Annotated in this window: 17 protein-coding genes; 7 read left to right on the forward strand and 10 right to left on the reverse strand. The window is 61.9% G+C overall.

Translation table 11 applies throughout. The features are described 5' to 3' along the window. Window positions 1–3: 3 nt before the first annotated feature. Together PARACOCCUSGL_RS0101445 and PARACOCCUSGL_RS0101450 are read right to left on the reverse strand one after the other, a co-directional pair. Window positions 4–1,239 (reverse strand): N-acetylmuramoyl-L-alanine amidase, encoded by a 1,236-nt coding sequence (locus PARACOCCUSGL_RS0101445; RefSeq protein ID WP_029371272.1) that lies wholly within the window; start codon window positions 1,237–1,239, stop codon window positions 4–6. Continuing rightward, window positions 1,236–2,372: a pyridoxal phosphate-dependent aminotransferase gene (locus PARACOCCUSGL_RS0101450; protein ID WP_010392327.1), complete on the reverse strand. Its 1,137-nt coding sequence runs from the start codon at window positions 2,370–2,372 to the stop codon at window positions 1,236–1,238. The genes PARACOCCUSGL_RS0101445 and PARACOCCUSGL_RS0101450 overlap by 4 nt, the downstream gene beginning before the upstream one ends. Window positions 2,373–2,508: 136 nt before the next feature. On the opposite strand from PARACOCCUSGL_RS0101450, the gene PARACOCCUSGL_RS0101455 reads away from it, so the two are divergent. Then, window positions 2,509–3,264 carry a DsbA family protein gene (locus PARACOCCUSGL_RS0101455; RefSeq protein ID WP_010392328.1) on the forward strand — a complete coding sequence of 252 codons (756 nt, stop codon included), beginning with the start codon at window positions 2,509–2,511 and terminating at the stop codon, window positions 3,262–3,264. Between the two features lie 40 nt (window positions 3,265–3,304). Here the strand turns inward: PARACOCCUSGL_RS0101455 and ispG are convergent, their stop codons facing one another. From ispG to hemA, 3 genes are all read right to left on the reverse strand, one after another. Further along, window positions 3,305–4,426 (reverse strand): flavodoxin-dependent (E)-4-hydroxy-3-methylbut-2-enyl-diphosphate synthase, encoded by a 1,122-nt coding sequence (gene ispG / locus PARACOCCUSGL_RS0101460; RefSeq protein ID WP_010392330.1) that lies wholly within the window; start codon window positions 4,424–4,426, stop codon window positions 3,305–3,307. A gap of 131 nt (window positions 4,427–4,557) precedes the next feature. Further along, window positions 4,558–5,775 (reverse strand): helix-turn-helix domain-containing protein, encoded by a 1,218-nt coding sequence (locus tag PARACOCCUSGL_RS0101465; RefSeq protein ID WP_010392332.1) that lies wholly within the window; start codon window positions 5,773–5,775, stop codon window positions 4,558–4,560. 105 nt (window positions 5,776–5,880) lie between these two features. Next, complete coding sequence (hemA, locus tag PARACOCCUSGL_RS0101470) at window positions 5,881–7,110, reverse strand: 5-aminolevulinate synthase (protein ID WP_010392335.1); 1,230 nt, start codon at window positions 7,108–7,110, stop codon at window positions 5,881–5,883. Between the two features lie 169 nt (window positions 7,111–7,279). On the opposite strand from hemA, the gene PARACOCCUSGL_RS0101475 reads away from it, so the two are divergent. Beyond that, window positions 7,280–8,665, forward strand: a complete 1,386-nt coding sequence (locus PARACOCCUSGL_RS0101475; RefSeq protein ID WP_010392336.1) for a M20/M25/M40 family metallo-hydrolase — start codon at window positions 7,280–7,282, stop codon at window positions 8,663–8,665. Window positions 8,666–8,761: 96 nt separating this feature from the next. Here the strand turns inward: PARACOCCUSGL_RS0101475 and PARACOCCUSGL_RS0101480 are convergent, their stop codons facing one another. The 5 genes from PARACOCCUSGL_RS0101480 to PARACOCCUSGL_RS0101500 form a co-directional block, all read right to left on the reverse strand. After that, complete coding sequence (locus PARACOCCUSGL_RS0101480; RefSeq protein ID WP_010392337.1) at window positions 8,762–9,271, reverse strand: CarD family transcriptional regulator; 510 nt, start codon at window positions 9,269–9,271, stop codon at window positions 8,762–8,764. A gap of 451 nt (window positions 9,272–9,722) precedes the next feature. Continuing rightward, window positions 9,723–10,061, reverse strand: a complete 339-nt coding sequence (gene fdxA / locus PARACOCCUSGL_RS0101485; protein ID WP_010392338.1) for a ferredoxin FdxA — start codon at window positions 10,059–10,061, stop codon at window positions 9,723–9,725. 176 nt (window positions 10,062–10,237) lie between these two features. Further along, window positions 10,238–10,513, reverse strand: a complete 276-nt coding sequence (locus PARACOCCUSGL_RS0101490; RefSeq protein WP_010392340.1) for an RNA-binding S4 domain-containing protein — start codon at window positions 10,511–10,513, stop codon at window positions 10,238–10,240. Then, window positions 10,510–13,419 carry a helicase-related protein gene (locus PARACOCCUSGL_RS0101495; protein WP_010392342.1) on the reverse strand — a complete coding sequence of 970 codons (2,910 nt, stop codon included), beginning with the start codon at window positions 13,417–13,419 and terminating at the stop codon, window positions 10,510–10,512. The genes PARACOCCUSGL_RS0101490 and PARACOCCUSGL_RS0101495 overlap by 4 nt, the downstream gene beginning before the upstream one ends. Further along, complete coding sequence (locus PARACOCCUSGL_RS0101500) at window positions 13,419–14,138, reverse strand: tetratricopeptide repeat protein (protein ID WP_029371275.1); 720 nt, start codon at window positions 14,136–14,138, stop codon at window positions 13,419–13,421. The genes PARACOCCUSGL_RS0101495 and PARACOCCUSGL_RS0101500 overlap by 1 nt, the downstream gene beginning before the upstream one ends. A gap of 49 nt (window positions 14,139–14,187) precedes the next feature. On the opposite strand from PARACOCCUSGL_RS0101500, the gene PARACOCCUSGL_RS0101505 reads away from it, so the two are divergent. The 5 genes from PARACOCCUSGL_RS0101505 (at window position 14,188) to PARACOCCUSGL_RS0101525 (ending at window position 19,403) form a co-directional block, all read left to right on the forward strand. Beyond that, on the forward strand, window positions 14,188–14,472 hold the full coding sequence (locus PARACOCCUSGL_RS0101505; protein ID WP_010392346.1) for an SCP2 sterol-binding domain-containing protein: 285 nt from the start codon (window positions 14,188–14,190) through the stop codon (window positions 14,470–14,472). A 3-nt stretch (window positions 14,473–14,475) separates the two neighbouring features. Beyond that, a complete protein-coding gene (locus tag PARACOCCUSGL_RS0101510; RefSeq protein WP_010392349.1) occupies window positions 14,476–15,420 on the forward strand; it encodes an alpha/beta fold hydrolase in 945 nt (314 codons plus the stop codon). Between the two features lie 78 nt (window positions 15,421–15,498). Then, the gene (locus PARACOCCUSGL_RS0101515) at window positions 15,499–17,349 is read left to right on the forward strand and encodes a M3 family oligoendopeptidase (RefSeq protein WP_010392350.1); all 1,851 of its coding nucleotides are present in this window, start codon (window positions 15,499–15,501) and stop codon (window positions 17,347–17,349) included. A 177-nt stretch (window positions 17,350–17,526) separates the two neighbouring features. After that, complete coding sequence (locus tag PARACOCCUSGL_RS0101520; protein WP_010392351.1) at window positions 17,527–18,708, forward strand: dipeptidase; 1,182 nt, start codon at window positions 17,527–17,529, stop codon at window positions 18,706–18,708. A gap of 35 nt (window positions 18,709–18,743) precedes the next feature. Continuing rightward, entirely contained in the window at window positions 18,744–19,403 is a 660-nt protein-coding gene (locus PARACOCCUSGL_RS0101525; protein WP_010392354.1) for a glutathione S-transferase family protein, read from the forward strand. The last annotated feature ends 113 nt before the right edge of the window (window positions 19,404–19,516 follow it).

A 19,516-nucleotide genomic window follows, 5' to 3' on the forward strand; every position in this document is an offset into this window, starting at 1 on the left:
GCGCTATTGACGCGACAGCGCGGCACGGGCGGCATCATCTTGCGCCCACAGCCCGACCGCGCGGGCCAAAGCCTGCGCCGTGCGCGCACGCCAGTCCGGGTCAAACAGGTTGGCACGGTCACCCGCATCGGTCAGAAACCCCAGTTCGACCAGAACCGAGGGAATATCGGGTGATTTCAGTACCGAAAATGCCGCCCCCCGCACCGGACGGCGGTGCATGGCGATGCCAGCGCGGTTCAGTTCCGAGACAGCGAATTTCGCAAAAGCTTCTGATCGCGGATGGGTTTCGGTCCGCGCCAGATCCATCAGCACAGCGGCAACCTGATCATCGGTCCCAGCCAGATCCAGCCCCGCCAGCAGATCGGTGCGGTCATGCCGCATCGCCAGTTCGCGCGATGCGCGATCATCGGCCTGCGGGTTCCAGGTATAAATCGACAGCCCCGCCGCCTCGCCCGCCGGCAGCGCATCGGCATGAAGCGAGATGAACAGATCGGCCTGTGCCGCCCGGGCCAGCGTCATGCGCCTCTCCAGCGGAATGAAACTGTCGTCCTGCCGCGTAGCGACCACCTCAAATCCGGCACGGGTCAGGATCTCGGTCAGTTCGCGCGCAAAGCTCAGCATCAGAGCCGCCTCGCTGATCGCACCGACCTGAGCGCCGGGGTCATGGCCGCCGTGGCCGGGATCAAGCGCCACCCGCAACGGCTTGTCGCCCGTCCGGCGCGGTGGCAGCGGCGTCACCGCAGCGGGGGCAGGCAAGTCCCAAAGTGCGGAAAGCGCGTTGCCACGAGTGACGAAATCCTTTTGTCCGACCGGTTCGATGCGCAATTGAACCAACGCACCCCTGGCCCCACCCTCGGCCGGGCGCTGAATGGCAGTGCGCAGCGCGTAGGGGCCGGGCAGTTCCATCACCAGCCGCGACCAGCCCGGGCGAAAACGCCCCCAGCGCAGCGCAGGCACCAGTTCACGCCCCGGCAGATCCCCGGCCCGGGTGCCGGAAAAGTCGATCTCGCGAAAATCAACTACCAGTCGCGGCGGCCCGTCGAGAAAATAGACCCGATAAGGCACCGGCTGGCTGATGGTCAGCCTCAGGTCCATGGGTCGCGGTCGCCCGCGATCCCGCCCTTCGGCCGACAGCGCGGAATGTGCCAGATCGACCGTGGCCAGCGCCGAACGCTGACCGTCTTCGGCCAGTGCCGGCAGTGCCAGCAGAAACAGCAAAAGGACCCAAAGCCGTCTCATCGTGCCGCCATAAAGGCCGCCAGCCGGTCCAGCCCCTCAGCGATCTCGGCCGTTGAGGCGGCATAGCTAAAGCGCAGGGTCTGCGCCCCGCGATGGGGGTCGAAATCAAGCCCTGGTGTCACCGCAACTCCAGCTTTTTCAAGAACTTCCGCTGCAAAATTCAGGCTGTTTCCAGTTAATTCAGAGACGTCGGCATAGATATAGAACGCCCCTTCGGGCGGTGCGATACGGTCAAACCCGATCCTGGGCAGCCGTTCAAGCATCAGCCGGCGGTTCTCGGCATAGACGGCAAGATTGGCCTCGGCCTCATCGACACAATCAAGCGCCGCCAGAGCCGCAACCTGGCTTGCGTGCGGGGGGCAGATGAACATGTTCTGCGCGATCCGCTCGACAGTGCGAATCATATCCTCGGGCACCACCATCCAGCCAACGCGCCAGCCGGTCATGCTGAAATATTTCGAGAAGCTGTTGATGACAAAGACATCATCCGTCACCTCCAGCGCCGAATGGAACCCGGCACCGTAGTCTAACCCGTGATAGATCTCGTCCGAGATGACGTTCATACCCAGTTCGGCAGCCTTTGCCGTCAACCCAGCCAGTTCCTCACGCCGCAAAACGGTACCTGACGGGTTGCCGGGCGAGGCAAGGATCAACCCCTGCGCATCGGCTGGCAGATCCTGCGGGCGGGGCTGATAGCGATCATCGACCCGGGTCTGGATGCCAACCGGCGTCAGCGACATCGCACGCAGGATCTGGCGATAGCTGGGATAGCCCGGCTCGCCCAAAGCGACGCGGTCTCCTGCGTCAAACAGAGCTGAAAAAGCCAGGATAAAGGCCCCTGACGAGCCCGGCGTCACCACCACCCGAGCAGGATCAAGGTCGATACCGTACCAGCGCTGATAAAGCCCGGCGATGCCCTGACGCAGCTCGGGCAGTCCCAGCGCCACGGTATAGCCCAGCGGCCGGTCCAGAGCGGCCGCAAGCGCCCGGCGCGCGCCCTCGGGTGCGGGGGTCGAGGGTTGACCGACCTCCATATGGATGATGTGCCGCCCCTTCGCTTCTGCCTTGCGGGCGGCCTCCATGACGTCCATCACGATGAAGGGATCGACCTGCCCACGGCGGGATTGTCTCATGTCTGCCTGCCTCATGGTTATGGCCGGGGTATCACGCCTGTGGCGGGGCCGGTCAAGCCCGCGTGAGACGGGGGCCGATAGCTTGCAACGGCTGGCGAGACGGGCCAAGCTGCCTGCAACTGGAAAGGACCCCTGTATGAAAGCCCTTCTGACCGCCGCCGTCCTGACGGCGACCGCCCTGCCCGCCGCCCCGGTCCTTGCCTTTGACCTGGCCAATATGACCGAGGACGAAAAGGCTGCCTTCGGCGAGGCTGTCCGCGAATATCTGATGGAAAATCCCGAGGTTCTGATCGAATCGATCAACGTCCTTGAGGAACGCCGCGCCGCCGATGAGGTCAAGAACGACCAGTTGCTGGTCGAGAATAACCGCGAGGCTATCTTCAACGACGGCCACAGCTGGATCGGCGGCAACCCCGAAGGCGACGTCACGCTGGTCGAATTCATCGACTATCGCTGCGGCGTCTGCAAACGCGTCAACCCGGATCTGGAAAAGCTGATCTCGGCTGACGGCAACATCCGCTGGATCCTCAAAGAATTCCCGATTCTGACGCAGGAAAGCGATATGGCCGCGCGCTTTGCCATCTCGGTCCAGCAGATCGCGGGGGCCGATGCCTATAAAAAGGCCCATGACGTGCTGATGGAATCGCGCGGCCCGGTCAATCTGGAAAGCCTGACCAAGCTTGCCGGTGATCTGGGTGTTGACAGTGAACAGGTCATCACCCGCATGAACACCGAGGAGGTGTCGTCCGTGCTGCGCAAAAACCAGCAGCTGGCCGAACAGATGCGCATCATGGGCACGCCCACCTTTATCATCAACGGCGAGATGCTGCGGGGCGTACCCGCTGATGGGCTAGAGGGTGCAGTCGCCCGCGCCCGCGCCGCCAAGGGCTAAAGCCAGCGCCCGCAACTCGGCGATGGTCGGCGTTGCGGGCTTATTCTGCGGCAGAGGGCGTAGCCTCGATCTCGGCCGCGCGCTTTTCGACCAGTTCGACGATATGGTCGATCATCTGATCATTCGACATCTTATGATTCTGCTTGCCAGCCAGATAGACCATCCCGGACCCGGCACCGCCGCCGGTAAAGCCGATATCGGTCATCAGCGCCTCACCCGGACCATTCACCACACAGCCGATGATCGACAGGCTCATCGGGGTCTTGATGTGCTCAAGCCGCTTTTCAAGGATCTCGACCGTCTTGATGACGTCAAAGCCCTGACGCGCGCAGCTGGGGCATGAGATGATCTGTACGCCACGGGTGCGCAGGCCCAGAGACTTGAGTATCTCGAATCCGACCTTCACCTCCTCGACCGGATCGGCCGAGAGGCTGACGCGGATCGTGTCGCCGATCCCCATCCATAATAGGTTGCCAAGGCCGATAGCGGATTTGACCGTGCCAGACATCAGCCCGCCGGCCTCGGTAATGCCCAGATGGATCGGCGCATCGGTCGCCTCGGCCAGTTGCTGATAGGCGGCAGCAGCCAGAAAGACGTCGCTGGCCTTTACGCTGATCTTGAATTCGTGAAAATCGTTGTCCTGAAGGATGCGGATGTGATCCAGCCCGGATTCCACCATCGCATCGGGACAAGGTTCACCATATTTCTCAAGCAAATGCTTCTCAAGGCTGCCTGCGTTCACACCGATACGGATCGAACATCCGTGATCGCGCGCAGCCTTGATAACCTCGCGCACGCGATTGGCATCACCGATGTTGCCGGGGTTGATGCGCAGGCATGCTGCCCCTGCCTCGGCCGCTTCAATGGCGCGGCGATAGTGGAAATGGATATCTGCCACGATCGGCACCGGACTTTCCCGGCAGATTTCGCGCAACGCCCGGGTCGAGGCCTCGTCCGGGGTCGAGACGCGCACGATATCAGCACCGACATCCGCCGCACGGATGATCTGGTCCAGCGTCGCGCGCACGTCCGAAGTGTCCGTATTGGTCATGGTCTGGACGCTGATCGGTGCATCACCCCCGACCGGCACATTCCCAACCATGATCCGGCGCGACTTACGCCGGTCAATATTGCGCCACGGGCGAATCGGATTATGCGACATGGCTAAAGCCTTTTCCTGCGCAGAGGGCGGATTGACCCGTCACAGATAGGCCGATGCGGCCGGACGGACAAGCCGTCCGCCCCCTGCCCGGTCCAAGATGCCGGATCCGTGACCGGCATCCTGCGTCTGGGTTACTCCTGTTCAGCGGGTTTTTCTGGCTGATCAGCCGAAGCCAAAGATACCATTTCGGCCAGCCTCGGATCCTTGGCCAGATCGGCTGCGGCGAATTTGGCTGTTACCGCCGTCGGCGACAGCTCGACATTCTTGACCACCTTGGCACCCGGCGCGGCGGGGCCATAGGTGCGGCCGTTAACTGCGAAATAGACCGCGCCAGAGTTGCCCGCGCGCAAGATCGGCGGGGCCTCAAGCTTAGGCAGCGCGAAACGTTCGCCCGCGTCCATGATCTTTTCAAGCAGCACCGTACCGTCAGCCGAGGTGACGCGCACCCAGGCCGGCTGGGTAACAAGGATCTCGACCTCGGGCGCATCGGGTGCAACGGTGCGTACCGCCGCCTGCTCTTGCGGCATGGGGGGGCCATAGACCTGCTGATCCTGAGCCGATGCGGTGCGCACAACAGCCTCGCCATCGTCGGGCTGCATCGCCGGCGCATCCAGACCCGGATCAATCGCGGCAATCGGCCCGTCACGGGCAACCAGCACCGGCACCTCCAGCGCCTGCGGGCGATAGGTACGGTCCAGCCCTTCGGGCCGCGGCAGGTTAACCTGAGCCGATTCAACCGTCTCAGGCTCGGCCGCTTCCTGCACCGGATCAAGCGCCGCGATCACGCCCGGCGCCTGATCGCCGGGCGTCAGGTTGACCTTTTGCACCTCTTGCAGCACCGCCCAGCCACCGTAGCCGAGGCCACAGGCCAGAACGATCATCACAAAGAGCGAGCCGATGGCGCGCGGCTCGAACGAGCTCCAGATGCTTTCCTGCTTGGGCAGAAAGATCGGATGCGGATTAGCCAGAGCCTCGGCCGGATCCGCAGGCCGCCGCTGAGGCTTAGGCCCCGAGGCGGCGGGTGCCATGCCATGCGGGGGCTGAAAGCCCGACTCAAGACAAAAACGGCGGAAGGTCCATTCCTGGTCCATACCCAGATAACGGGCATAAGAGCGCACATAGCCAGCGATAAAGCTGGGCGTATCAAAAGCAGAGGTATCGCAATTCTCGATTGCCGCAACGTAAGATGCGCGAATGCGCAACTCGCGCTGAACATCCAGCAGCGACTTGCCCAGCGTGGCGCGTTCGCCCCGCATCAGGTCGCCAAGACGAATGTCCGGATCGTCAAAGCCCGGCGGCAAAGCCACCGGCTCATCATGCGACGGAGGATTCCCCCTCAGCCCGATCATCGCGCCTGCCTCATTCTTGCTGCTCGCCCTCCCGAATCGGAAGAAACTACAAATTGATTAAAGCAAGGTTATCACGGGTGCGAGAGGTCTTCACCCCGAAACCGTTCAGGCAGCAGAAGTAGAACGGTTCAGTTTACATTGCGACCACAGGTTATCCATGGCGCGCACGAGGTGATCAATCTGCCGGGAATCATGCACCGGAGAAGGGGTAAAGCGCAGCCGCTCGGTCCCACGCGGAACGGTGGGGAAGTTGATCGGCTGCACATAGATGCCAAAGTCGCGCAGCAACATATCCGACAAGGCCTTGCAATGTACGGGATTTCCGACATGCACGGGCACGATATGGCTGCCGTGATCCATGATCGGCATGCCCAGGCCGCGCAGGCGCATCTTAAGGATACGGGCATTGAGCTGCTGACGGTCGCGCAGCAACTGCCCCTCGGCCGTCTTCAGGAAGGCAATCGAGGCAGCCGCCCCTGCCGCCACCGCAGGCGGCAGCGAGGTGGTGAAAATAAAGCCCGGCGCATACGAGCGAATCGCATCCACCATCTTGGCAGTCGCAGCGATATAGCCGCCAAAGACACCAAAGGCTTTGCCAAGCGTGCCGTTAAAGATGTCGATGCGATCCATCAGCCCGTCGCGCTCAGCGACACCGCCGCCGCGGGGACCGTACATGCCAACCGCATGAACCTCATCAAGGTAGGTCAGCGCATTGAATTCATCGGCCAGATCACAAATCGCGGCGATGGGGCCAAAATCGCCATCCATCGAATAAATTGATTCAAAGGCGATCAGTTTCGGGGCGGAGGGATCGTCAGCCTCAAGCAATTCGCGCAGATGCGCGACATCATTGTGGCGGAAAATGCGCTTGGCACCGTCGAAACGCTTGATCCCCTCGATCATCGAGGCGTGGTTCAGTTGGTCCGAATAGATGATCAGCCCCGGAAACAGCTTGCGCAGGGTCGAAAGCGTCGCGTCATTGGCGATATAGGCGCTGGAAAAAACCAGTGCCGCCTCTTTGCCGTGCAGATCGGCCAGCTCGACCTCAAGCTGTTTGTGATAGATCGTGGTGCCCGAGATATTGCGCGTGCCGCCTGAACCGGCACCAGTCGCATCCAGCGCCTCATGCATCGCGGCCAGGACGACGGGATGCTGCCCCATGCCAAGATAGTCGTTGCCGCACCAGACGGTGATCTCGGTCTCGCTGCCATCGGGACGGGTCCAGACCGCCTGCGGATAGGCCCCCTTGCGGCGTTCGATGTCGATGAAGGTCCGATAACGGCCTTCCTCGTGCAGCTTGCCGATGGCCTGATCGAGGGCGGCTGAATAGTCCATTACAGATCCCTTGCCTTGCTTGAACTTGCTCGCTTGGGGGATCATGTTGCGATCCCGCGGGTGACCCTTTGATAAGTGCCGGAACCGGGAAAATACAGCGTAAAAATGTCGCACCACTACTAAGATAGCAGGGATTTTCTCTGAGGAAATCAATCAGGAAAGGCGAAAAATGGCGGACAATTCCAAAATCGACGAAGTACTTTCAACCCTTGATGAAAATCTGCCGCAATCGCTGGACCGGCTGATGGAATTCCTGCGCATTCCGTCGATTTCGACCGACCCGGCCTATAAAGACCGCGTCCGGCAGGCGGCGGACTGGCTGTGCGCGGAACTGGCATCTTTGGGCTTCGAAGCCTCGGTGCGCGACACGCCCGGCCATCCTATGGTTGTGGCTCATTCGCAAAAAGGCGACCGCCGACCGGCGCTGTTTTACGGACATTACGACGTTCAACCCATCGATCCGCTGGAGCTGTGGGATCGCCCGCCCTTTGAACCCGAAATTCAGGACACGCCTAATGGCAAGGTGATCCGCGGTCGCGGTTCGTCCGACGACAAGGGCCAGCTTATGACCTTTGTCGAGGCAGCACGCGCCTGGAAAGAGATCCATGGCAGCCTGCCCTCGGATCTGGTGCTGCTGTTTGAGGGTGAAGAGGAATCCGGTTCTCCGAGCCTGCGTCCCTTTCTGCGTGAAAATGCCGCAGAGCTGCGCGCCGGGATCGCGATGATCTGCGACACCAGCCTGTATGCCGATGGCCGCCCGGCCATCACCACCCAGCTGCGCGGCCTGTACGGGGATGAGATCATCCTGCGCGGCGCGGACCGCGACCTGCATTCGGGCGGCTTTGGCGGGCTTGCGGCCAACCCGCTGCAAGTGCTGGTCGATATCCTGTCGGGCATCAAGGACGCTGATGGGCGTATCACCCTGCCCGGCTTTTACGACGGGGTCGAGGAACTGACCGAAGAGCTGCGCGCCGATTGGGAGGCGCTTGGCTTCGACGCCGGCGAATTCCTCTCGCGCGTTGGGCTGAAACATCCGATCGGAGAGCGTGGACGTACCGGGCTTGAGATGGTCTGGAACCGCCCCACCTTCGAGATCAATGGCATCACCGGCGGCTATACCGGCGAAGGCTTCAAAACAGTTCTGCCGGCCGAGGCCCGCGCCAAAGTCAGCTTTCGCCTGACCGGCGCCCAGAACCCCGGAAAAATCCGCGACAGCTTCCGCGCCTATGTGCGCGCCCGTGTGCCTGCCGACTGCGCGGTCGAGTTCCAGGATCACGGCGCAAGTCCCGCAAGCCGCATGGATATCTCGGACCCGGCTTTTGCAGCAGCCAAGGCGGCCCTGACAGAGGAATGGGGTCGCGAGGCGGCCTATATCGGTGCCGGAGGCTCGATTCCGATCGCCGGGGATTTCAAAGAAATCCTGGGCATGGATACCATGCTGATCGGCTTTGCCCGCGATGACGACCGCATCCACTCCCCGAACGAGAAATATGACCTGGAAAGCTTTGCCAAAGGGGCGCGCAGCTGGGTGCGCATCCTTGCCGCACTGTCATAAGGCCAGCGCCGGGCGGCAGTGCTGCCCGGCACGCTTTGGCGGAAATGAAAAAGGGCGCCCGGTCGGGCGCCCTTTTATCATGACATATGCTTGCGCTTAGGCTGCGCGGGCAGTCAGGACCGCATCGACCTTTTTCTGCGCGCCTGCTTCGTCCATGCCGCTGACGGCGGCGACTTCGCGGGTCAGACGGTCCAGAGCGGCTTCGTAAAGCTGACGCTCGGAATAGGATTGCTCGCGCTGATCGTCGTTGCGATGCAGGTCGCGAACCACTTCGGCAATCGACATCAGATCGCCCGAGTTGATCTTTTGCTCATATTCCTGCGCACGGCGCGACCACATCGCGCGCTTGACGCGGGCCTTGCCCTTAAGAGTGTCCAAAGCACGCTCGACCAGGTCGGGGGTCGAAAGGCCCCTCATGCCGATCTCGGTCGCACGGGCGGTCGGCACACGCAGGGTCATCTTGTCCTTTTCAAAGGAGATGACGAACATTTCGAGTCGCAGCCCTGCGACTTCCTGCTCTTCAATTGATACGATCCGACCCACGCCGTGAGTCGGATACACCACAAAATCATCGGGGCGGAATTCGGTCTTCTTGGCTTTCGACATTGGGCTTCCTTCGCAGTTGCGCCACGGCGCGGCACAAAAGGCCCAAAAGGAGGGAGAGTCCCTCCTTACAGGCCGGGATTATTATTCTTGCGCTTCCGATCGGGCAGACGATCAGGACAGGCAGCGGCGCCGGACGGGCTACGAAAAGCAACCCATCCGGCGCGGGATGGCCGCACCATAACACATAATTCGCCTTGTTTCAAAGGCTCGCTGCAAAGCAGCGTCCGACCTGTTCGATGCGAAAAAACCTTGGAAACTCAGATACTCGCAACCCAACACACCAAAAGGGCCGGGACATGATCCAAGACGAATCATCTGCGCCCATCACGAGACTGAACTAGCCCTTCGACCTGGATGTTGCCAGCACGACACAGGTGAAAAGCCCCATTGGTGCATAATGATCACAGTCGCCAAGCACCGCAAACGGACAACATGCCCCAAAAATCGGGCATCAATCGCCTTCGCCAGGGGCTTCCGAAAAATATTTTTCCAGCTTGCCGGCCTGACCATCCATTTCCTGATAGCCGGGCATCGGGTCTTTCTTGCGGGTAATCACCGGCCAGAGTTCGGCATATTTGCGGTTGAACTCGACCCAGGTTTCCATCCCCGGCTCGGTATCGGGGCGGATGGCGTCGGCCGGGCATTCAGGTTCGCAAACACCGCAGTCGATGCATTCGTCGGGATGGATGACCAGCGTATTTTCGCCCTCATAGAAACAGTCTACCGGGCAAACCTCGACGCAGTCGGTGTATTTGCACATGATGCAGTTTTCGGTAACGACATAGGTCATGGCGCGATATTCCTGTTTCCTGATCGGCTAGTTACGCCCGCGGCCGGCATCAATCAAGGCCGGGACTAAGGAAAAGACGGGGATACAGCCCGGGACCGGCCGGCACGGGATGTCATTCCGTCACGGGCCGCAGGGGCAGAACCGGGTTCCTGACCGCCCTACCCCAAGGCAAACGGCTAGGATTCGATTTCCTCATATAACAGCGCGGCCTCGCTTGCCGGGCCGCGCCGCTCACCCAAAAGCAGGACCCGCAGCACCCGCACCCGCCCATGGGCCGAGACGGTGACAGTGTCACCGCCCCGCACCACCTGCGCCGGTTTACGGCAAGGCTGGCCATTCACCCGGATGCCGCCCGCGCCGATTGCATCGGCAGCGAGCGTCCGGGTACGAAACAGCCGCGCATGGTGCAGCCAACGGTCAAGCCGGATTGCTCCGCTGTCGCCTGCGCTCACGTTTTATTCTTGAGCGCGGCCAGAATGGCGAAGGGGCTGTCGGGATCGGCCTGCTTTTCAGCGCGCGGAGGACGCGCCTCAAAATTCTTGGGCCCATCGTGGCGCGGCTTGCCCCGAGGCTTACCCTTGGGTCCACGTTCACCCGACTCGCCGCGACGCTTACCCTCAAAGGGCTTACCCTCACGCTTGCCACCCTCGGCCCCGTTCTCACGGTCACGGCGCGGGCCACGCTCACCTTGCGGACGGCCCTGCCCTTGCTGACCCTGCGGCCGCTCACCCCGCTCAGGGCGGCGATTGCGCGGACGCGGAGCCCAGGTGAAGGTATAAAACACCTCGACCTCAGCCTCTTCGCCAGAAGCAGCAGGTTCAGCCCCTTCAGCGCCCGAGGCTGCCTCTTCCTCGGCCTTGCGGGCGGCCTGCTCGGCCTCCCACTGCGCGCGGGTTTCAGCTGCGAGAACGCTTTCCTCTTCGGTCAGCGGGTTGGCATGCTCTCCGGCCTCGGGCGCGGGATCAGCCACCGGCTCGGCCGCAGCGCGAACCTTGGGACGTTCACCACGCTCGGCGCGATAGCCCAAACCACGCATCAGGCCCGAGAACTGCTCTAGCGTCATGCCGGTGATCGACAGCATGTCCGGCGTCGCCTCAAAACCGCCACGGCTGTCCTGAGTGCGCAGCATATCAGCCAGCCGTTCGAGCATGTCGATACGGATCGCCCGTTCGCCCGCCGGATGATAGCCCGAAAGCGTGTAATAGCCCTTGGGCACATCGGGCAGGTTCGGAATGGTCACAAGGCCCGGAGGCGGGTTTTCAGGAAATTCGCTCAGCCCCTGATCAAGGCCCCAGAGCACCAGCCGCAGCCGCGTAGGCGCCGGTTTCAGCAGGGCTGGCTGGAAGATGGTGAACTGGCCAAAGCGCACGCCATGTTTGCGCAACATCCCGCGCGCGTCCTGGTCAAGCTCCTTGACCTCAGATGCGACGCCTTCGCGCGGCAGAACGCCCAGTGCCTCGACAAGGCGGAAGGCAAAGCCGCGGGCAAGGCCCGACAGCGTTTCGTCATTACGCAACGCCAGCAGCGGCTCAAACAGCGTCGCGATCTTGCGGTCGATGAAATGCTGCAGACGGCGGCGCACCTTTTCGGTGATCTCGGGGCCTGCTTCTTCGTCAACGAAGGCTTCGACTCCCGGTTTCAGCGCCTCGCCCCCCTTGACGAGCTTGCCCACCGCCGAGCTGCCCCACATCAGGCCGCCCTGTTCGGTGAAGTCCAGCTCGGTATCCGGCGCGTTGTAGAACCGGTCGGCGCGCAGATGGAACTCGGGCCGCAGCGCCTCATAGGCAGCACGCTGCAGCATCCGCGCCTCGTCTCCGGTCGCGTTTGGATCGGCGTGGAAGCGGAAGCCCTCCAGACGGCCGGCAAATTCGCCCTCAACCGTCACTTCGCCCTTGTCATTCACCTCGGCCAAAAGGCTCTCCTTCTGTTTGAGCCGGCGCAGCAGCACTGATGTGCGCCGGTCCACGAATCTTTGTGTCAGGGCCGCGTGTAACGCGTCCGACAATCGATCTTCTACCGCGCGCGTCTCGGCACGCCAATGACTTTCATCCGAAACCCAGCCGGATCGTTGGGCAACATAAGTCCAGGTCCGGATATATGCCAAGCGTTTCGACAATGTGTCGATATCGCCTTGTGCGCGATCTATGCGCCGGATCTGGCCAGCCAGCCAGTCCCCGGGCACGCCACCTTCACGCAGGAAACCAAAGATGCGCGCCAGCAAGGTCGCATGCTCTGCCGGAGAAATGGCGCGAAAATCGGGAATACGACAGACGTCCCACAATAGCCGCACATCGCGGGGATGCGTCACCTTGTCGCGAATCTCGGGCATCGCGGAAAGCGCCTTCAGCGCCCGCAGGTCGTCAGCTTCGCGCCCCCGCACCAGCCATTCCGATTGCGAGGATGCCTCAAGGCTTTGCTGCAACCGCTCGACCGAACCATATTCAAGCGCCCCGTTGCGCCAGCTTAGCCTTTGAATCGGGGCGAACCGGTGGTTCTCGATAGCCTCGATCAACCCTTCTTCCAAAGGGGCGGCATCGCCGGTGACGCCAAAAGTCCCCGGCTCGGTATGGCGACCGGCGCGGCCAGCGATCTGGCCAAGCTCATGGGGGAAAAGCTGGCGAAAGCGGCGGCCGTCGAATTTCTCGGTCGCTGAAAAGGCGATATGGCGGATGTCGAGGTTCAGCCCCATACCGATGGCATCGGTGGCGACCAGATAATCCACCTCGCCATTCTGATACATGGCGACCTGAGCGTTGCGGGTGCGCGGGCTCAAGGCCCCCATGACCACTGCGCAGCCGCCCTTTTGACGGCGGATCAGTTCAGCCGTGGCATAAACCTCATCGACCGAGAAACAGACGATAGCCGAGCGTGGCGGCATACGGCTGATCTTTTTCGAGCCAGCCCAGGACAGGGTCGAGAATCGTTCACGCCGCATGAACTGTGTCTGCGGCACCAGCGCGGCAATCGCCGGACGCATGGTGTCACTGCCTAAAAGCAGCGTCTCGTGCAGGCCGCGCATGTGCAAAAGCCGGTCGGTAAAGACATGCCCACGTTCAGGGTCGGCACAAAGCTGGATCTCGTCGATGGCAACGAAATCAGCCCCGACCTCGGGCATGGCCTCGGTGGTGGCGACCCAATATTGCACCCGCTCGGGCACGATGCGCTCTTCGCCCGTGACCAGCGCCACGACCGAAGGACCCCGCGCCTTGACGATGCGGTCATAGACCTCGCGCGCAAGCAGCCGCAGCGGCAGGCCGATGACCCCCGTGCGATGTGCGAGCATCCGTTCTATGGCGTAATGGGTCTTGCCGGTATTAGTCGGGCCAAGGACGGCCGTGACCCGGGATTTATCGTTCATCAGGCGTCCATGCCTTGCAATTTCTGTTCAAGCCGCCGGACCGCGTCCTGCGCATCCTGCTGATGGGGGTGGATCTGCAGGCTGCGGCGATAGGCGGCGAGCGCCTTTCCGTCATCGCCCAGCTCTTCCAGAATCGTGCCAAGCTGGGTCAGAGCGTTGAAATGGCGCGGTTCAAGGCGCAGCACCTGCTCAAGATCGGCAAGGGCAGGCCCGAAATCCGCATCGAGATAAAGCGCGACCGAACGCAGATACCAGCCCGCGGCGAAATCCGGTGCGTGATCGGTCAGCGCCGTCAGGTGGCCGATAGCGGTGACCGTGTCGCCTGCGTCCAGCGCCGCCTCACCGCGCTTGTAAAGCAAATCCATCGCTGCCGAGCCCGAACGGGACCATATCCGCAGGATATCGGTTTCTGCGCGCGCCCAGGTCTCGCCCTCGGGCTGGGCCAGTTCGACGAAAAGCAGGTCCAGATCCTCACGCTCGCGCAAGCGTGCCTCGGATGTGGGCTCGGCAGGTGCAGCGGGTTCGGACAGTGGCTCCGCAGCACCCGAATCGCTTTCATTTTCAGGAGAATTTTCTTGCGGGGCCACTCCCTGTACGGGTATCTGATGAACCGGCAACCCTGGGGCCTGCCAGGCATACGAACTGCCCGCCAGCCCCAGAAGAAGCACTGTCGCTACGGCACGGTGGAAATGAGGGACTGGCGCAAGCATACTCACCATGTAACTTTCCCTACCGTCTAATTCCAGACACGAGAACAGGAGATCGAGAATGAGCAAAGTGGTCGATGCTGCCGTGGCCGCACTGGACGAAAAGGCCAAAGGCTTCGACGGCACCGCGAAATTCGTCATCGAGGGCGAAGGCTCGGTCTATATCGACACCAATGGCGCCCGCGCCGCCGATGACGAAGCCGATGTGACACTGACCGCCAGCCGCGAAACCTTTGAAGGGCTGCTTGCGGGCGATGTGAACCCAACCACCGCCTTTATGACCGGCAAGCTGCGGGTCGATGGCTCGATGGGCACGGCGATGAAACTGGGGGCACTGCTCTCCTGAAACATGAAGCCTGCGCCCTTTAACACCCTGCCCGGCGATCCCCTTCCCACGGCCCGCCCCTTCTGGGTCCGCGCCGAGGATGGGGTACGCCTCAGACTGGCGCATTGGGCAGCGGGCAACGCCCTGGGAACAGTGCTGCTGTTCCCGGGCCGCACCGAATATATCGAGAAATATGCCGAAGTTGCCGCTGATCTGAATGCGGCAGGCTTTGACGTACTGGCCATAGACTGGCGCGGACAGGGCATGTCCGACCGGCTGCAGCCAGACAAACGGCCCGGCCATATCGAGGATTTCGCCGATTACCAGCGCGACGTGGTCGAAATGGTTGTCGCCGCGCAGGAACTGGACCTGCCGCAGCCCTGGCATCTGTTGGCTCACTCCATGGGCGGCACCATCGGCCTTGCCGCACTTGAAGCCGGGCTGCCGGTGCAAACAGTGGTATTCTCGGCCCCGATGTGGGGTATCAATCTGCGCCGCGTGCCGGAGCCTTTGGCGCTGGCGCTTGCCGGCCTTGCCCGCCGTCTGGGCCGCGGCGAACGTCCGGCCCCTGCCACAGGTGGTGACGAAAACTTCGTCCTTCTCGATTCCTTCCGCCGCAATCTGCTGACCGGGGACGGACGCCGCTGGGGCCGGCTGGTCGCCGAAGCCGCGACCTGGCCTGATATCGCTATCGGCGGGCCAAGCTACAGCTGGCTGCGCGCAGCAATCCTGGAATGCCGCCGCCTTGCCGCCCGACCTTTGCCGGCGCTGCCCGCGCTGATCGCGCTTGGCGCCCGCGAAGGGATCGTTTCGCCCCGCGCCATCCGCAGCCGCACCGCCGATTGGCCCGGAGCCACCCTGCTGGAACTGACCGACAGCCTCCACGAACCGATGATGGAGCGTGACGCCATCCGCAATCGTTTTCTTGGGGCAGCCATCGCCCATTTCCACGCCGCCGCCACAGTTTGACACCGGTGGAATTGATGCGGGACGGGTTGCAGCCCGGCCATTCAGAGGTCACATCTTGGTCATACGAAAGGACCGAAAATGATGATATCAGCCTGCACCTTCGTGAACCGTATCCTGCCGCGTGACGAGAATGCCCTGCCTGTCGCAGCCGAGGCCCCTGACCTGGGCAAGCTGCCGGAATGGGACCTGAGCGACCTCTACCCCGCTCCGGACTCACCCGAACTCGCCCGCGATCTTGAGACGGTGGAACAGGCCTGCAGCGACTTTGCCCACGATTACGAAGGCAAGCTGGCCTCGCTTGACGCCGAAAAGATGCTTGACTGTATCGAACGGTATCAGCAGATCGACATCCTCGCCGGCCGGATCATGTCCTATGCGGGGTTGCGCTATTATCAGAACACCACTGATTCCGAACGCGCCAAGCTGATGGGCGACCTGCAGGATCGCATCACGACGGCGACGACAAGGCTCGTGTTCTTCAGTCTCGAATTCAACAGCATTCCCGACACCTGCTATGAGGACATCTTTGCCGCGCCAAACGGTCCTGCACGCTACAAGCCTGTGTTTGACCGCATGCGCGCTATGCGCCCCTATCAACTGTCAAATGAGCTTGAACGTTTCCTTCACGACAATTCCGTCGTCGGGGCAGCGGCCTGGAACCGGCTTTTTGACGAAACCACCGCAGCTCTGACCTTCCAGGTGGATGGCGAGGAACTGGGGCTCGAAGCGACGCTGAACCTGCTTACCGACCACGACCGTGCACGACGCGAAGCCGGTGCCCGTGCGTTGGCCGAGGTCTTTGGCCGCAATATCAAGCTCTTTACCCGCATCCACAACACGCTGGCCAAGGAAAAGGCCATCGAGGATAAATGGCGCAAGATGCCAACGCCGCAAACAGCGCGGCACTTGTCGAACCATGTCGAACCCGAGGTGGTCGAGGCGCTGCGCAACGCCGTGACCGCCGCCTATCCGCGGCTGTCGCATCGCTATTACCGGCTTAAGGCGCGCTGGCTCGGCCTCGACAAATTGCAGATATGGGACCGCAACGCGCCGCTACCCTCGGAAAGCCCGCGACTGATCACATGGGGCGAGGCGCGCGATACGGTCCTTGGCGCCTATGCCGGTTTCTCACCAAAACTGGCCGATCTCGCCCAGCCCTTTTTCGATCGCGGCTGGATCGACGCTGGCGTCAAGCCCGGCAAGGCCCCCGGTGCCTTCGCGCACCCGACCGTCACCACGGTTCACCCCTATGTGCTGCTGAACTATCTTGGCAAACCACGCGATGTCATGACCCTTGCCCATGAACTGGGTCACGGCGTCCACCAACGGCTTGCAGCTGCGCAGGGGGAGTTGCTGGCCTCAACCCCGTTGACGCTTGCTGAAACCGCCTCGGTCTTTGGCGAAATGCTGACCTTCCGCGCACTTCTGACCAAGACTACGGACAAGGCGCAGCGCAAGGCACTTCTGGCTGGCAAGGTCGAGGACATGATCAACACGGTCGTCCGCCAGATCGCCTTCTATGACTTCGAATGCAAACTGCACGCCGCCCGTGCCAAAGGTGAACTGACGCCCGAGGATATCAACGCCCTGTGGATGTCGGTACAGGCGGAATCGCTGGGCGATGCCTTCGAATTCATGCCGGGCTATGAAAGTTTCTGGACCTATGTGCCGCATTTCGTCCACTCGCCCTTCTATGTCTACGCCTATGCATTCGGCGATGGGCTGGTGAACGCACTCTACGCCGCCTATGAGGATGGCCTGCCAGACTTCCAGGCAAAGTATTTCGACATGCTGGCAGCCGGGGGATCGCGCCACCACAAGGAACTGCTCGCCCCCTTTGGCCTCGACGCCTCAGACCCCGCGTTCTGGGACAAGGGCCTGTCGATGATCGAAGGTTTCATCGACGAACTTGAGGCGATGGAGGCCTGATCCGAACCCCCGGGGTCACACGAAACAAGCTCTAACCCCTTCTTTCGTGTTAAAATATCCCGGGGAATCCCGAAGGGATGGGGCAGAGCCCCTTCCCCGGCGGCAGCCGGGACAGTTTTTCATCGCCTGTCCCGGACGCCTGTCCTATGCTGCCCGCAAACAAGGAAAGGGGACAGCATGATCCGCAGACTTCGGCGCATCATCCTTTGGCTTCTGGCGCTGGCGGCTCTCGCAGCCACTGCCGTGGCAATCTGGGGCCCGGCCTTTGTCGAACAAAGACTGAACCCGATCACCATGCCCGAGGCCGGCTGGCCGGTGACGCCACCAGCCGAGGCCCTGCATCAAAAGCTTGTCATCGGCGACTGGCATTCCGACGCGCTTCTGTGGGACCGTGACCTGCTCGAACGCGTTGACCGCGGCCATGTCGACATTCCCCGGCTGATCGAAGGCAATGTCGCGGTACAGGTTTTTACTACTGTTACCAAAAGCCCGCGCGGCCAGAACTACAGCCAGAACTCGGCTGAAGCCCCCAATAACATTACCCCTCTTTTTATCGGCCAGCTCCGCCCCCTGCCCAGTTGGTTCAGCCTTAAGGAACGGGCGCTCGTTCAGGCGGCGGCTCTGCGCGATGCCGCCGAACGCGCACCTGATCAGGTCATGCTGATCCGCTCGGCCGAGGATCTCCAGACCCTGCTCGAAGCGCGGCAGAACGGCGCAAAAACCGTCGGCGCCATCCTCGGGACCGAAGGCGCCCATCCCCTCGAAGGCAATATCGGCAATCTGCAGGTGCTTTATGGTGCGGGCTTCCGCCTGGTCGGGCTGACGCATTTCTTTGACAACGAACTCGGCGGCAGCCTGCATGGACAAGGCAATGACAACTCGGGGCTGACCCCATTTGGCCGCCAGGTTGTCGAAGAGATGATCGCCAAACGCATGATCGTCGATCTTGCCCACGCAAGCCCACAGGTGGTGCGCGACGTGCTGACCATTCCCGGCGTGCGGCCGATCCTGTCTCATACCGGGATCCATGGCCAATGCCCGAGCCCGCGCAACCTTGATGACGAATTACTGCAAAAGATCGCGGAAAAGGGCGGCCTGATCGGCATCGGCTACTGGGCCGATGTTGTCTGCGGCCGCACCCCGGCCGACATTGCCAATGCAATCACGGCGGCAATCAAGCTTGTGGGCGAAGATCACGTCTCACTCGGATCGGATTACGACGGCTCGGTCGATGCCCCATTTGATGCGGCTCATCTGGTTGCGCTGACCCAGGCGCTGATGGATGCTGACCTGAACGACGAACAGATAGCTAAGGTCATGGGCGGAAATATGATGCGCTATCTTGCGCAGGTGCTTTAACCGCGCAACACCAAAGCCATGATCAGGAGAAACCCATGCTGACCATCCATGGCGTCACCCGCTCGCGTGCCTCGCGCATCATCTGGCTTTGTCATGAACTTGACCTGCCCTTCAAACAGGTGCCGGTGATTCAGGCCTATCGCCTGGCCAATCCCGATGCGCCTGATGCGCCTCTGAACACTCATTCGGAAAGCTTTCTGAAACTGTCCCCCGCAGGGGCAATCCCGGTGCTGCAAGATGGCGATCTGGTGCTGTCTGAATCCTTTGCCTGCACGCTGCATCTGGCGCGCAAATACGGTCAGCCCCTTGGCCCCGGAGATGCGATCGAGGATGCGCTGATCCTGCAATGGAGCTTTTACGCCGCCACCTCGATCGAAGAAGACGCATTGACGATTCTGTCCAACCTTGGCAAAGGCTCGCCACGGCCACCCGAGGCCGAGAAGGCGATTTCCCAGGCTGCCGAACGCCTGCTGCGCCCGTTCAGGGTGCTTGACGACCACATTGCCCGCCACGGCCATATGGTCGGCGGCCGCTTTACCGTCGCCGATCTGAACCTGGCCGAGGTGGTCCGCTATGCTCAGGGACATGCCGGGCTGATGGGCCGTTTCCCTGCCCTGAAGGTCTGGCTTGAGGCTTGCCAGTCCCGTCCGGCTTTTCAGAAAATGTGGCAGGCGCGGCTGGATGAGCCCGCTTGAAATGCCATCTGATCGGGGCCCGGAAACGACAATCCCTAGCGGGCAGCCGCCCCGCGATCCACTTTCCCTTGCCCCCGGACCGCAGGACATGAGATAACGCCTGCTCAGAAGAA

This window comes from Paracoccus sp. TRP, assembly GCF_000185925.1.
GTDB classification, from domain to species: domain Bacteria; phylum Pseudomonadota; class Alphaproteobacteria; order Rhodobacterales; family Rhodobacteraceae; genus Paracoccus; species Paracoccus kondratievae.

Bases quoted from the DNA above. Each gene is read 5' to 3' on its own strand.
- PARACOCCUSGL_RS0101445 (WP_029371272.1), bottom strand. From the start codon at position 1,239: ATGAGACGGCTTTGGGTCCTTTTGCTGTTTCTGCTGGCACTGCCGGCA.
- PARACOCCUSGL_RS0101450 (WP_010392327.1), bottom strand. From the start codon at position 2,372: ATGAGACAATCCCGCCGTGGGCAGGTCGATCCCTTCATCGTGATGGAC.
- PARACOCCUSGL_RS0101455 (WP_010392328.1), top strand. From the start codon at position 2,509: ATGAAAGCCCTTCTGACCGCCGCCGTCCTGACGGCGACCGCCCTGCCC.
- ispG (WP_010392330.1), bottom strand. From the start codon at position 4,426: ATGTCGCATAATCCGATTCGCCCGTGGCGCAATATTGACCGGCGTAAG.
- PARACOCCUSGL_RS0101465 (WP_010392332.1), bottom strand. From the start codon at position 5,775: ATGATCGGGCTGAGGGGGAATCCTCCGTCGCATGATGAGCCGGTGGCT.
- hemA (WP_010392335.1), bottom strand. From the start codon at position 7,110: ATGGACTATTCAGCCGCCCTCGATCAGGCCATCGGCAAGCTGCACGAG.
- PARACOCCUSGL_RS0101475 (WP_010392336.1), top strand. From the start codon at position 7,280: ATGGCGGACAATTCCAAAATCGACGAAGTACTTTCAACCCTTGATGAA.
- PARACOCCUSGL_RS0101480 (WP_010392337.1), bottom strand. From the start codon at position 9,271: ATGTCGAAAGCCAAGAAGACCGAATTCCGCCCCGATGATTTTGTGGTG.
- fdxA (WP_010392338.1), bottom strand. From the start codon at position 10,061: ATGACCTATGTCGTTACCGAAAACTGCATCATGTGCAAATACACCGAC.
- PARACOCCUSGL_RS0101495 (WP_010392342.1), bottom strand. From the start codon at position 13,419: ATGAACGATAAATCCCGGGTCACGGCCGTCCTTGGCCCGACTAATACC.
- PARACOCCUSGL_RS0101500 (WP_029371275.1), bottom strand. From the start codon at position 14,138: ATGGTGAGTATGCTTGCGCCAGTCCCTCATTTCCACCGTGCCGTAGCG.
- PARACOCCUSGL_RS0101505 (WP_010392346.1), top strand. From the start codon at position 14,188: ATGAGCAAAGTGGTCGATGCTGCCGTGGCCGCACTGGACGAAAAGGCC.
- PARACOCCUSGL_RS0101510 (WP_010392349.1), top strand. From the start codon at position 14,476: ATGAAGCCTGCGCCCTTTAACACCCTGCCCGGCGATCCCCTTCCCACG.
- PARACOCCUSGL_RS0101515 (WP_010392350.1), top strand. From the start codon at position 15,499: ATGATGATATCAGCCTGCACCTTCGTGAACCGTATCCTGCCGCGTGAC.
- PARACOCCUSGL_RS0101520 (WP_010392351.1), top strand. From the start codon at position 17,527: ATGATCCGCAGACTTCGGCGCATCATCCTTTGGCTTCTGGCGCTGGCG.
- PARACOCCUSGL_RS0101525 (WP_010392354.1), top strand. From the start codon at position 18,744: ATGCTGACCATCCATGGCGTCACCCGCTCGCGTGCCTCGCGCATCATC.